This is a genomic window from Pseudomonas fluorescens (genome assembly GCF_002837185.1).
GTDB lineage: Bacteria > Pseudomonadota > Gammaproteobacteria > Pseudomonadales > Pseudomonadaceae > Aquipseudomonas > Aquipseudomonas fluorescens_AM.
Genome location: NZ_KZ477999.1, coordinates 67,132 through 80,417, shown reverse-complemented (window position 1 = coordinate 80,417; position 13,286 = coordinate 67,132). Strand labels below are relative to the sequence as shown.

Here is a 13,286-nt window from a genome sequence, read left to right as displayed (position 1 = left end):
AACTGTGTCCTACAGCGAAAATGTAGCGCCTTGAAGGGATTTTCCCACAACGAATCCCCTGTCGATTAGCCGCCAAGCGGGTCGTACAGCCCGTTAACACTGGGGCAGGGCGGCTGGCGCGACGCCATCGTTCGGTCCGAGCCCCGCCTTGCCAAAGAAGTGTTGCCAGATAATCGCTGTACGACCAAATGAAGGTCGTACTGCCGCATTTCCCTTACTGGCGATAGGACTTCAGGAAGTTGCCGATGCGACCGATGGCCATATCCAGTTCATCCACGCGCGGTAACGTCACCACGCGGAAGTGGTCTGGCCACGGCCAGTTGAACGCGGTGCCTTGGACTACCAGCAGCTTTTCCGACAGCAGCAGGTCGAGCACGAATTTTTCGTCGTTGAGGATCGGGCAGACTTTCGGGTCAATCCGCGGGAAAGCGTACAACGCCCCCATGGGCTTCACGCAACTGACGCCCGGGATTGCGTTGAGCAGCTCCCAGGTACGGTTACGTTGCTCCAGCAGGCGACCCTGAGGCAGGACCAGGTCGTTGATGCTCTGGTAGCCGCCGAGGGCGGTCTGGATCGCGTGCTGGCTCGGCACGTTGGCGCACAGGCGCATGTTGGCCAGCATATCGATGCCTTCGATATAGCTCTGGGCGTTGTGCTTGGGCCCGGAAATGGCGATCCAGCCGGAGCGGAAGCCCGCCACACGGTAGGACTTGGACAAACCGTTGAAGGTCAGGCACAGCAGGTCGGGTGCCAGGGAGGCGGTGCACACGTGGACGGCGTCATCGTAGAGGATCTTGTCGTAGATCTCGTCGGAGAACACCACGAGGTTGTGTTGGCGCGCCAGTTCAAGCATGCCCAGCAGCACTTCCCTGGAATACACGGCGCCGGTGGGGTTGTTCGGGTTGATGATCACCAGGGCCTTTGTGTTCGGGGTGATCTTGGCCTTGATATCGGCCAGGTCAGGGAACCAGTCGGCACCTTCGTCGCAGAGGTAATGCACCGGGTGGCCACCGGCCAGGGTCACGGCGGCGGTCCACAACGGGTAGTCCGGTGCGGGTACCAGCACTTCGTCGCCGTTGTTGAGCAGGGCCTGCAGCGACATCACGATCAGCTCGGACACGCCATTGCCCAGGTAGATGTCTTCAATCCCTACGCCTTCTACCTGCTTCTGCTGGTAATACTGCATCACCGCCTTGCGTGCGCTGAACAGGCCTTTGGAGTCGCTGTAGCCCTGGGCCGTGGGCAGGTTGCGGATCACGTCCTGGAGGATTTCGTCGGGCGCTTCGAAACCAAAGGGCGCCGGATTGCCGATGTTCAACTTGAGGATGCGGTGGCCTTCCTCTTCCAGGCGTTTGGCGTGCTTGAGCACCGGGCCGCGAATGTCGTAGCAGACGTTGGCGAGCTTGTTCGATTTGCTGACCTGCATGGCGATGTGATCCTGAAAATGAACGATCCAGACGGCGTGGGCACTACCGTACTGTGAATCCTGCGCGGCCCGCACCTTAAATACGTTTGAATGCCGGTGGCGCGGGTGCCAGACTGGCGTTTTGAAGAGGCGCAATCATACGTGCCGCCTGATCCACGGAAAAGACACAGATCAGGGTTTTTCAGTTGCCGAGGTGTACCCATGGAAAAGCTGCAGAAAACCGTTGAAGAATGGAAAGCCATGCTCGATCCGGAGCAGTACAACGTGTGCCGTCTCAAGGGCACGGAGCGACCTTTCAGCGGCAAGTACAACGAAACCAAGACCGACGGTGTGTATCACTGCATTTGCTGCAATGAGCCGCTGTTCGATTCCACCGCCAAGTTCGATTCAGGCTGCGGCTGGCCCAGCTTCTACGAGCCGATTGCCGACAGTGCCATGGTCGAGATCCGCGATGTCAGCCACGGTATGATCCGCACCGAAGTCACCTGCGCCAAATGCGATGCACACCTGGGGCATGTGTTCCCGGACGGCCCGCCGCCAACCGGCCTGCGTTACTGCATCAACTCCGTTTGCCTGGATCTGGTGCCGCGCTGAGAAAGCACGTGTTTGGCCAACATGTGGGAGGGGCGGTGTGTCAATCAACCTGTGTATGGGCTGACACGCCGCTATCGGGGGCAAGCCCGCTCCCACATGGAATCCTGGGTTTATGGCACGTCATCATTCCGGCTTATTAGTTTGTACACAATTCAATTGCGTACTATCTTTCTGCTTCCCCTTTGCCAGAGTCACTGCCATGAGCGACAACCTGCTGAGCATCCCTTGCACCACGATCAAGGGTGAGCAAAAGACCTTGGCCGATTTTGCCGGCAAGGCCATCCTGGTGGTCAACACCGCCAGCAAATGTGGTTTCACCCCGCAGTACAAGGGCTTGGAACAACTCTGGCAGCAATACAAGGACCAGGGCCTGGTGGTGCTGGGTTTTCCGTGCAATCAGTTCGGCAAGCAGGAGCCGGGCAATGAAGGCGCGATAGCCGAGTTCTGCGAGCTGAACTTCGGCGTCAGTTTTCCTTTGTTCAAAAAGATCGACGTCAACGGCAGCGACGCCCACCCGCTGTTCGTGCAGCTGAAAAAGCAGGCACCGGGGCTGCTGGGTTCGAAGCATATCAAGTGGAATTTCACCAAGTTCCTCATCGGGCGTGATGGCAGGCAGGTCAAGCGTTTTGCACCAACCACCAAGCCTCAGGATCTGAGCCAGGAGATCGAAGCGCTGCTCAAATGACCGATGCCGGCCCACGTCAGAGGTTTGTCGTCTCAGGCACCCACAGGTCCAGCAGGGCCTTGAGTTCCTCCCGGCGAAACGGCTTGGCCAGGTAATCATTCATCCCCGCCGCACGGCAACGCTCTCGTTCCTCGGACAGGGCGTTGGCGGTCAAGGCAACGATCGGCAGGTCTGGCCAGCGACCGCTCTGGCGAATCTGCCGGCTCGCTTCGTAGCCGTTCATCACGGGCATGTTGCAGTCCATCAACACCATATCGAAACGCTGGTCCTCAAGACATTTGAGGGCTTCGCCACCATGGGCGGCCACAATGACCTCGCAGCCGAGCTTGCCGAGCATGCCTTTGGCCACCAGTTGATTGACCGGGTTGTCCTCCACCAGCAGGATGCGCGCGCGATGGCTGAGGGATGTGACGTCGATTCGGACCGGGTCCGGGATCAGTTGCGTGTCGCTGTGCAAATTACGCTGCAGGATCTGATACAGCGCGTTACGGCTCAACGGGCGGGCTTGCTGTTGCAGCGGTGCCAGGGTCGCGACTTCCTCGCCAGGCATGAAGTTGCCGTAGGCCGTCACTACCAGGATCGGCGCGGTGATGCCCGGCCGCAGGCGGAACAGGCACTCCGGGCAATCGGTGATCAACAGGTCGGGATGCTGGCCGCTCAGGTCGTCTTCCATGGAATAACAACGCGGCGTCAACCCCCAGTGGGGCAGCAGCGTGGTGAGCAACTCTCCCAGGCCACTGCTTTGGTTGGTAATGACGATCACATCCCCCGCCAATGGCACTTGAGCCATCGCCGGCAAGTGGGTGGGCAGCGGGAGGTCGACGCAGAACTGGCTGCCGAAGCCGACCTCCGAACTGATGCTCAAGCGGCCCTGCATGGCCTCGCACAGGTTATGGGTCAATGCGAGCCCCAGGCCCGTGCCGCCAAACTGGCGCGTGATACCGGCGCCGGCCTGGGTAAACGGCTGGAAAATCTTGACCTGCGCGTCCTGCGCAATGCCGATGCCGGTATCGCAGACCTCGATGCGTACTCCATCGCCGTGTTGGCTCAGGCGCACATCCACGCGGCCGAAACGGGTGAACTTCAAGGCATTGGACAGCAGGTTACTGACGATTTGCCGTACCCGCGTCGAGTCGCCAATCACCTGGGCAGGAAACAGCGGGTCGATCAGGCAGGTCAGTTCCACACTGGGCGCGGCGTTTTGCGACAACAGGTTGGCGGTATCTTCCACCAGTGAGCCGAGGTCGAACGGGATACGCTCAAGCTCCAGTTGACCCGCGTCGAACTTGGACAGGTCGAGGATATCGTTGAGCAATTCCACCAGGACTTTGCCGGAGTCGTGGGCGATGGACAGTTGCTGGCGCTGCTCGGCGTTGAGCGTGCTGTCCAGCGACAGGGCAATCATGCCCAGCAGGCCATTGAGCGGGGTGCGGATTTCATGGCTCATATTGGCCAGGAACGCCGCCCGCGCCTGGGCCATTTCCAGTGCGGTCAATCTGGCCGCCTCCAGTTCATCATTGAACTGGCTCAAGCGTTGGTTGCTGGTCTTGAGTTCGAGGGTGCGCGCAGAAACGATGTCTTCGAGCTGGCCCAGGTATTGGGTGAGACGATCCTCGGCATGGCGACGCTGCTGAATCTCGGTCTCCATGTTTTCGAACTGCTGGTTGGCAACGGTGACCAGCACGCCGATTTCGTCATGCTCATGCCCCGGCGGGCAGTCCAGGCGCGCCTGTCTGCGTGTGCTCAACGCTCGAATAATGCGCACCAGCGGTTGGGTGAGCATGACGTAGAACAGGCCCAGCAGGATCCCGGTCAGCAGCAGGCTGCGGATAAAGCCGTTGAGCAGCGTGACCTCGGCGCGGCGCAGGAAGCGGCTGCCGAACGCGTAGGTGTCTACATCAAGGCGCAGCACGCCGAGGGATTCGTTGGGCATGTGGCTGAGGTACAGACGGTCTTCGAATTGACGGTTGGCGCCAAACAGAAAATCGCTGACGGGCCGATAATGGCCTTCCTTGCGCGGCCGGTCCACGTCGGCCAGCACCACGCCGTTGTTATCGATCAACTGGGCGTGAACAATGGCAGGGGAATGCAGCAGGCCCAGGGTCAGTTCCTGGGCGAGTTCGGCATCGATGTTATAGGCGATGCGCGATGCGGGGTTGTGGCTGATTTCGATCAGCGAGCGTATTTCACGGTTGATGGATGCGTCTTCGCTGGCATAATCAATGCCGATTTGGATAAGACTGAGCAAGGTTCCCAAGACGAAACCGACCAGCACAGTCAATCTGGCTTGTTTATAAGACAAGCGGTGGGCGAACTTGATATCCATCGAGTGTTGAACCACTTCACGTTTCCCTTCGCCCGGCAAGCATAGCTGAACATCCACCAATGCTGACTTGCCCGGCATGAATCGAATTTCGCAGCCATGTGCGGTCTGCCACAGGGTTGCCAATACGCCATCTTTTACAAGAACTTGCCAGAGGAATAGATGTGGATTCTCGATTGAATGCCTTTCTTGAACGGGCTGACGCAGTGCTCGCGCGCCTGGAACCCCTGCTACCCGCTCCGCGCCAAGCCATTGACTGGAATCACTGCCTGGCCGCACGCTGGCAGCGCGAAGGCCGCACAGGCTTCCTGTTGCCGCTGCAAGTCAGCCTGGACATGCGCCTGTCGGACCTGATCGGCGTCGACAAGCAACGAGAAACGCTGGCGCGTAACACCCAGCAGTTTCTTGACGGCTTACCCGCCAACCATGCGCTGCTTTGGGGTTCGCGTGGTACCGGCAAGTCCTCCATGGTCCGCGCTTTGCTCGCCCAGCATGCCAAGGCCGGCCTGCGCCTGATCGAAATCGAGCGTGACCACCTGGCCGACCTGCCGCGCGTGGTCGAGCAACTGCTCAAACTGCCGCAGCGTTTCATTCTGTTCTGCGACGACCTGTCGTTCGAGGCAGGCGAAGGCGACTATCGTGTGCTCAAGAGTGTACTGGATGGCTCCCTGGAGCAGGCGCCGGAAAACGTGTTGCTGTACGCCACCTCCAACCGCCGTCACCTGGTGCCGGAGAACCAGAGTGACAACGACAATTGGAAGCGCGTGGATGGCGAACTGCACCCGAGCGAGGCGGTGGAAGACAAGATCGCCTTGTCCGACCGTTTTGGCCTGTGGCTGTCGTTCTACCCGTTCACCCAGGAGCACTTCCTGAATGTGGTGGAACACTGGATCGGTGAGCTTGCAGGCAAGGCCGGCCTGCAGTGGCAGCGCGATGAACAGCTCGACATTCTTGCCGTGCGCTGGGCTACCGGGCGCGGTAACCGCAATGGCCGCTGCGCCTATCAGTTCGCCCGTTACTGGGTGGGTCTCACATTGCTGGAGCGTCAACCATGATCGATTTGCAACAGGCCGGCACCGGCCTGGATGGCTATGCTTTGCTATGCGCGCAGCTGGAATCGCTGCTGGCCGATGAGCGGGATTTCATCGCCAACAGCGCGCAATTCTCCGCGTTCCTGTTCAATCAACTGGACGACCTGAACTGGGCGGGTTTGTACCTCAATCGTAATGACGAGCTGGTGCTTGGCCCATTCCAGGGCCAGATTGCCTGTGTGCGGATTCCTTTCGGGCGTGGCGTGTGTGGCGCCGCCGCCGCGACCCGGCAGACCCAGCGAGTGGAAGACGTGCATGCGTTTGCCGGGCACATTGCCTGTGACAGCGCGTCGAACAGCGAATTGGTGGTGCCGCTGGTCAAGAACGGCCAGTTGATTGGCGTTCTTGATCTCGACAGCCCGTCGCTGGCTCGTTTTACGCCTCAGGACCAAGTAGGTATCGAACAGCTGGCGGCTATTTTCCTGCGCTTGACCGATTGCTGAGCGCGCGGGGAATGCCACTCAGTTAAGCGTACACCGCCGTTGTAGGAGCGAGCTTGCTCGCGAAGAATGTCAACGATAACGCGTGCTTGCTGAATGAACGCGGTGCCTGTGAGTTTTTCGCGAGCAAGCTCGCTCCTACACTGGGCGAGCCGTGCATCCTATTGGCTGTCCAGTTCATGCAGTTGAACGTGTAGCGCCCGTTCCAGCTCAAGCATGAGCTTCTCCAGGGATTTGATACCCGCCTCGACCACTCGCCGATCGTCGTCGCGCGAGCAGGCTTGCTCCAGGGCTTCGCATTGCCCGGCCAACGCATTGGCTTGAACGATGCGTGCGGCCCCCTTGATCTTTTGGGCTTGTTCGATGATGTCCATGGATGACGCCTTGCGATCCAGTAGCGCGATGAGTGCCTGACGATCATGAACGCTGCTGGTCAGCAGTTCTTCGAGCAACCGTCGACTCAGCTGCGGATCTCCTCCCGTCAGCGCGTCCAGGCACTCCAGGTCCAGCCGCTGGCTCGTGGGTTGCGGTGTGATCTGCGCCAGTTGCCGCTCCAGTATCGTGAGACTGATGGGTTTGAACAGGCAGTCATCCATGCCCGCTTCCACGCAGCGTTGTCTTTCTTCCGGTTGGGCATTGGCGGTAAACCCCAGTACCACGCAGGGTGCCAACTGTTCGCGTTGCTCGTATTCACGAATGGAACGGCTTAACTCGTAGCCATTCATGATGGGCATGTTGCAGTCGGCGATCACCAGATCGAACTGTTCCTGGCGCCAGGCCTGGAACCCGGCGGCACCGTGCTCGGCGGCGGTGAATTGATGGCCCAGGTAGCCCAGTTGCTGGCACATCAGCAGGCGGTTCGCCGGGTGGTCATCTACCACCAGCACATTGAGTACCGGGGTAGAGGCCGGCCTGGCTGGCGCATGCTTGTCCACGGTCGTGACCGGATGCAGGCGCGGCATTTTCAGGTTGACGTGTACCTGGGTGCCGACCATGGGCACGCTGCTCAGGCTTAACTGGCCGTTCATCATTGCGCAGAGGCTGCGGCAGATCACCAGGCCCAGGCCGGCGCCGCTTCTGGCCAGGTGCCCGGAGTTGTCGGCCTGGGCGAATGGCTCGAACAGGCGCAGTTGGTCGTCGCGGTTGATGCCTATGCCGGTGTCTTCCACGACCAGCTTCAGTTCGACCTGTTCCGGTGTCTGGCTCGGTTGCACCTCCACCTTGATCTTCACCTGTCCATGTTCGGTGAACTTGATGGCGTTGCTCACGAGGTTGGACAGCACTTGCTTGAAGCGCAGCGGGTCTATCAAGACTTCGATGTCGTTCAGGTCGGGCTTGAATTCCAAGAGCAGGCTGAGGGTTTTCTGGCGTGCTAGACCATCGAAGACACGCACCACGGACTCAATCACTTCCCGCAGATTGACGCGCTCCGGCGCCAGGCTCAGACGCCCGGACTCAATGCGCGCGATATCGAGAATATCGCCTATCAGCTCCAGTAGATCCTTGGCCGAGTTGTACGCGACTTCTATCGCCGGACGGTCGAGATGCCCCTGGTCGGCGCGCTTGAGCGTCAGTTCCAGCATGCCGATCACGGCGTTCATCGGCGTGCGGATCTCGTGGCTCATGGTGGCAAGGAAAGTGCTTTTGGCACGGTTGGCCTCATCGGCGCGTTCTTTGGCAGCACGCAGCTCATCAAACAACTGGCGCCGTTCACTGATGTCGATCCAGCCGCCAATGATGCCCTGGACTTCGCCGATGGAATCGCGGTAGGGCAGGATCCAGTGGTAGATCGTCAGCTTCCTCTCATAGATATGCAGCGAACGGTCCAGGATCAATGGCGTGCCCTCAGCCACCACCCGCAGGTAATCGGCATGGTACTGCGCTGCTTCGGGCGCCAGGGCCATGCTCATCTGGGTCACGCTTTTGCCGATGACATCCTCTCGCTTGACGTCGAATGTCTGCAGGTAGCTGTCATTGCAGGTTTGCAGCAAGCCGTTACGATCGCGTACATAGATGGGGTGTGGCGTTTCGTTGACCAGCGCGCGCATGAACTCGAACTGATCGTTGAGGGCGCGCTCGGCCATTTTTCGTTGCCTGATCTGGCGGCGCATGTAGGCGTTCCAGGTCAGCGAAACCAGGAGCAACAACCCGGTACCGATGACGATCCTGGCAATCAGTTGGTTGTAATTGCGCCAATAGCTGTCGGACTCGACGGTGTAGCCGCGCCAGCGACTGTTGATCACGCCCATTTCATCCGGGGCGATACTGAGCAGCGCTTTGTCGAGGATCGAGCTCAATTCGGTGGCATGGCGTGATGTGGCCAGGGCGAACGTTGCCGGGCTGGTGCCGATGGTGGTAGTGATCTGCAGCTTGTCCTGGAAAACTTTCGAGGACAGGAAATAGTTGGCGATCAACAGCGTGTTCACGGCGCCGTCCACTTGCCCTTGTGCGAGCAACTCGGATGCCCTGAAGGTATCGCCGGTTTCCACCAGTTGAATCCGGGGATAGTCCTTGCGCAAAGTATCGACCAGCGGGGTACCTTGGGTCACCGCCAGGCGCTTGCCCGTCATCTGCTCCAGGTTCAAGGGCGCTCCAGGCTCTTTGCGGGTCAGCAGCACATAGGAGTTTTCCAGGTACGGGCGGCTGAAACTCAACTGCGCCTCCCGTTGGTTACTCGGTACGATGGCCCCGATCATGTCGACCTTCTGTGTGGCGACCTGCTCGATCATAGCGTCGACCTCACGCCCACGCTGAACCGCGAAACGCAAGCCGGTACGCAAGCGAATGAGTTCAAGAAGGTCGGCGGTGATACCGCGAAAGTTGCCTTCGGCGTCGAAGAAGGTGAGGGGGGCAAAGGTTTCGTTGACGATGACCTTCACCACCGGATTCGCCTTCAACCAGCGTTCTTCGCGCGCGGTCAATTGCAGTTTCTTGTCGGTCAGGAGGATATCGCTGCCGGCGCTCCAACGCTTGGCGATGCCGTCACGTTCGTTGATGGGCACAGCCGCCAGCACCGTGTCGACGATGCTCAAGAGAATGAGGTTGTCGTTGCGCAGGGCAAAGCTGAAACCATAAGCTTCATGCTTGCCGAAATTGGCCATGCGAATGTTCTTGAGGTAGCCCTTGTTAATCATGAAATGGGTGGAAATGGTGTCGCCAAGAAACACATCCGCCTGGTCGAATGCCACGGCATTCAGCGCATTCTGATAAGAGGGATAGGGGCGGATATCCGCCTTGGGGTACAGCTTCTCCACCTCTTCGAGGGGCAGATAATGGTAAACCAGGCTCAAGCGCAACCCTTCCAGGCCATTGCTGAGACTACGGTTTTCTCCTTCGCGAGTGACCAGTACCGGCTGGTCCACGGCATAAGGTGCCGACAGAGTGAGATGGGGGTTTGCGGCCTCGAAGCCATTGGAGGAGCCCAGCAAGTCAATGTCGCCGGCTTCAAGGGCTTGAATGGCGGACAACCGTGAAGGGTAACGAAGAACCTTGACCGGTATGTCGAGCGCCTTGGCCAGCAGACCCGCATAATCTGCCGTGAGGCCCTCGTAGTCGCGTCCACTGGAGGTGAGGTCGAACGGCGGGTAGTCAGGCGCGGCAGTACCCAGTACCAGCTCGCGCTTGTACCGCAGCCACTGGCGCTGGGTCCTGTCCAGTCGAGTGTCCAGTTGAACGGTTCCCGCGCGACTCAATAAGGTGAAATGTTGTGGGGTGATGGAGGAGTCCGCGAGCACGGCAGTGCTGAAGTACAGGCTGGCACTCAATATGAACAAGTAGTCCTTGATACGGCTGGGCATCCGCTTTCTCACACTAGCGCGTTTCGTTTTGCCATCTCGATGAGCTCAACTAAAGATTGGGCTTTTAGTTTTTGCATTAACCGCTTTTTATAGGTGCTGACTGTTTTATTGCTCAGGAACATGCCTTTGGCTATTTCTTTGTTAGTGCGACCTTGTGCAAAAAGTTGCAGGACCATAAGTTCACGGTCGTTAACGGCTTTGAACAGTTCCAATTCCTGGGTGTCTGCACCTTCCGTTCCATTTGCATTCAATGCCTGGCTGGGGAAGTAGTTGTAACCGGATAGTACGGCACGAATAGCGCTCAGCAGTTCGGTCAGGTCGCCTTCCTTGCAGACGTAACCGTCAGCGCCCGAGCGCATGCAGCGCGTGGCAAACAGAGTTGGGCACTGGGCCGTGAGCACCAGGGTTTTCATCGAAGTGTTCATGGCGTTGAATCGGCAGAGTACTTCGAGGCCGTCAAGTTTCGGGATGCTGATATCCAGAATGACCAGGTCGGGCAGGCATTCGCGGACCATTTGTATGGCATCGCATCCGTTATCCGTTTCTCCAACGACTTTGTAGCCTTCATGTTCCAGTAACATTCTGATGGCAAGCCGTATAACGGGGTGGTCGTCGATAATAAAAGCGGTGTTCATAATCAAATTCCATGCAGGTGCAAATAAAGCGGTCACATTAGCTCAGAAGAAGCGGCAGCAGCATGAAGCGGGGGGCGAACAAGTACAAAACAGGAAGTTTCCTACATCAAAAAAGGTATAGGCCTACAAGGTGATAGGTAGTTGTGACACCTGATGTGTGGGTTTTCAGGGTGTCTGGCGTGGCTAACGGTAAAATGAGTTTTACCACGGCGGTCAGGTTATTTTTCGCAGTTGATAAGGTTAAAAGTCTTACTTTGATAGGCGTTAAATCAAGATCATTAAACTTTCAAGTTCATCTCTTTTCAACGGTTTTAACAAACAGCCTAGTAGTGGAAGGTTGCGCTGTGCAGCCTGTGTGGTCAGTTTGAGCAATTCCGCCGCTGGTAGTCCGCTCAATAGAATCGCGCTGGTAATAAATTGACCGCGGCTGGCGATTTCCACCAATTCCAGACCGGGCAGGTCAGGTAGGCATTGGTCGCATAACATCAAGTCGTAACAGAATTCGGACTGAATCATTGTGCGTATGGCCTGCTCCGCATTTTCCACGGGGGTGAGTTGGTCGAAACCGAAGCTTCTCAGCAAGCACTGGGTGGCCAGGAGTTGAAAGGGATGGTCCTCCACCAGAAGAATACGAAGGGGGTGTCTGGGCATAAAGAGCACACAGTAAGTCAAGCATCGATGGGAGCGTAGGAGTTGCTCGTCTGGTCCACGGGGGCGTGCGTGATTATTCCTCGGGAATATGTACGAATTCGATCAGGCCGCTCTGTTCCCGTCGTAGGGCAATTCCTTTAGGGCGCAGAGTGGCTTGATCCAGATGTTACTGAGGACTGGAACGGCCTGTCATTTCCCGCGCCATCTCGGTGGCATAGCTGTCGGTCATGCCAGCGATAAAATCGATCATGCGCAGGAACGAGGCATGCAACGACCACGCGGGGTCGGGCGCGCTGTTGCCCAGCAAGTCGAGAATGCGCCGGTTCTTGAACGATGGCGTACGTCCGCCGTGTTGCTCCAGGGCCGCACCGCAAAACGCGTTCAGCAGAACCTCCAGGGTGGTGTAGGCGCCGATTTCATGCAGGGTCTTGCGCTTGTCCTGGAAGATTTTCTTGCGCGCCATGTCCTTGGCATCCAGTACACAACGCTTTGCCGGACCGTGCATGTGCTCAACCAGATCGCCAGGCAGGGTGCCGGCAAGCAGAGCGTCCTGCTGTTCGACGAAGGCGCGCGCCGCCGCGTTGGTCAGGTGCTCGATAGCCTTGCCACGCAGGATTGCCAGCTTGCGACGGCGGGAGTCTGACGCGCCCAGCTGTCGATACGTCTGCGGCAGGTCATCACCCACCAGGTCGAGCAGCAGTGACTCGACTTCGGCGTACTCCAGCAACTCCATTTCCAGGCCATCTTCCAGATCAATCAACGCATAGCAGATGTCGTCGGCGGCCTCCATCAAGTACACCAGCGGGTGGCGGGCCCAGCGTTGTTCCTCCAGTTGAGGCAGGCCGAGTTTTTGCGCGATCTGTTCCAGAATCGGCAGCTCACTCTGGTAGCAGCCGAACTTGTGTTTCTTGTAGCCCAACGAGTCCGCGTGGCGGGCAGTCCAGGGGTACTTGAGGTAGGTGCCCAAGGTGGCATAGGTCAGCCGCGTGCCACCGTCGAATTGGTGATATTCAAGCTGGGTCAGTACACGGAAGCCCTGGGCATTGCCTTCAAAGTTGAGGAAGTCATTGCGCTCGGCGCTGCTCATGTCATCCAGCCAGCCGCGCCCGGCGGCCTGTTGGAACCAGTGGCGAATGGCGTCTTCGCCGGAGTGCCCGAAGGGCGGGTTGCCGATGTCATGGGCCAGGCAGGCCGACTGCACCACCATGCCCAGATCGCTTGGGTCGCACCAGTCGGGCAGGGCTGCGCGCAACGTTTCGCCGACGCGCATGCCAAGGGAGCGCCCCACACAACTGACTTCCAGCGAGTGGGTCAGTCGCGTGTGGATATGGTCGTTGCTTGTAACCGGGTGCACTTGAGTCTTGCGGCCCAGACGACGGAAAGCGCCGGAGAAAATAATGCGGTCATGGTCTTTGTGAAAAGGACTGCGGCCCAGTTCTTCAGGGCTGTGCAGCGGCTTGCCAAGACGTTCGCGAGTCAACAGGGTGGGCCAATCCAAGGCGGGTACGCTCCGTACGGTGAATGACAGTTGCAGCTTCCCGTTTCCATGCTGGCGGGGCAAGCGCAAATGTTGAAGACGATTGTTTCGATGGCGATGACCAGCAGGCACTGACCGCCGTTGCGCACATGGCCCGGCGGTCAGGT

General features: G+C 58.6%; 10 protein-coding genes. 4 read left to right on the top strand and 6 right to left on the bottom strand.

Annotation, left to right across the window (positions count from 1 at the left end; translation table 11 throughout):
- Positions 1–214: 214 nt before the first annotated feature.
- Positions 215–1,426, bottom strand: a complete 1,212-nt coding sequence (locus tag CIB54_RS15705; protein ID WP_065885153.1) for a pyridoxal phosphate-dependent aminotransferase — start codon at positions 1,424–1,426, stop codon at positions 215–217.
- A 201-nt stretch (positions 1,427–1,627) separates the two neighbouring features.
- Between CIB54_RS15705 and msrB the strand changes: the two genes are divergently transcribed.
- Both msrB and CIB54_RS15695 read left to right on the top strand, forming a co-directional pair.
- Entirely contained in the window at positions 1,628–2,020 is a 393-nt protein-coding gene (gene msrB, locus CIB54_RS15700) for a peptide-methionine (R)-S-oxide reductase MsrB (protein WP_065949173.1), read from the top strand.
- A gap of 199 nt (positions 2,021–2,219) precedes the next feature.
- On the top strand, positions 2,220–2,705 hold the full coding sequence (locus CIB54_RS15695) for a glutathione peroxidase (RefSeq protein WP_065949172.1): 486 nt from the start codon (positions 2,220–2,222) through the stop codon (positions 2,703–2,705).
- Between the two features lie 16 nt (positions 2,706–2,721).
- On the opposite strand, the gene CIB54_RS15690 is transcribed toward CIB54_RS15695, so the two are convergent.
- Entirely contained in the window at positions 2,722–5,031 is a 2,310-nt protein-coding gene (locus tag CIB54_RS15690) for a hybrid sensor histidine kinase/response regulator (protein ID WP_101220248.1), read from the bottom strand.
- A gap of 161 nt (positions 5,032–5,192) precedes the next feature.
- Here CIB54_RS15690 and CIB54_RS15685 point away from each other — a divergent pair, with 161 nt between their 5' ends.
- Positions 5,193–6,083 (top strand): ATP-binding protein, encoded by an 891-nt coding sequence (locus CIB54_RS15685; RefSeq protein ID WP_065949171.1) that lies wholly within the window; start codon positions 5,193–5,195, stop codon positions 6,081–6,083.
- Positions 6,080–6,562: a GAF domain-containing protein gene (locus tag CIB54_RS15680; protein WP_101220228.1), complete on the top strand. Its 483-nt coding sequence runs from the start codon at positions 6,080–6,082 to the stop codon at positions 6,560–6,562. Before CIB54_RS15685 ends, CIB54_RS15680 begins: the two co-directional genes overlap by 4 nt.
- Before the next feature lie 158 nt (positions 6,563–6,720).
- Here CIB54_RS15680 and CIB54_RS15675 read toward each other — a convergent pair whose 3' ends face one another.
- The 4 genes from CIB54_RS15675 to CIB54_RS15660 form a co-directional block, all read right to left on the bottom strand.
- Positions 6,721–10,356: a transporter substrate-binding domain-containing protein gene (locus CIB54_RS15675; protein ID WP_101220227.1), complete on the bottom strand. Its 3,636-nt coding sequence runs from the start codon at positions 10,354–10,356 to the stop codon at positions 6,721–6,723.
- Positions 10,357–10,364: 8 nt separating this feature from the next.
- Positions 10,365–10,991 carry a response regulator transcription factor gene (locus tag CIB54_RS15670; protein ID WP_065949168.1) on the bottom strand — a complete coding sequence of 209 codons (627 nt, stop codon included), beginning with the start codon at positions 10,989–10,991 and terminating at the stop codon, positions 10,365–10,367.
- Between the two features lie 264 nt (positions 10,992–11,255).
- Positions 11,256–11,642, bottom strand: coding sequence for a response regulator (locus CIB54_RS15665; RefSeq protein ID WP_065949215.1), 387 nt, complete (start codon positions 11,640–11,642; stop codon positions 11,256–11,258).
- Between the two features lie 166 nt (positions 11,643–11,808).
- A complete protein-coding gene (locus CIB54_RS15660) occupies positions 11,809–13,140 on the bottom strand; it encodes a deoxyguanosinetriphosphate triphosphohydrolase (RefSeq protein ID WP_101220226.1) in 1,332 nt (443 codons plus the stop codon).
- Between the last annotated feature and the right edge of the window lie 146 nt (positions 13,141–13,286).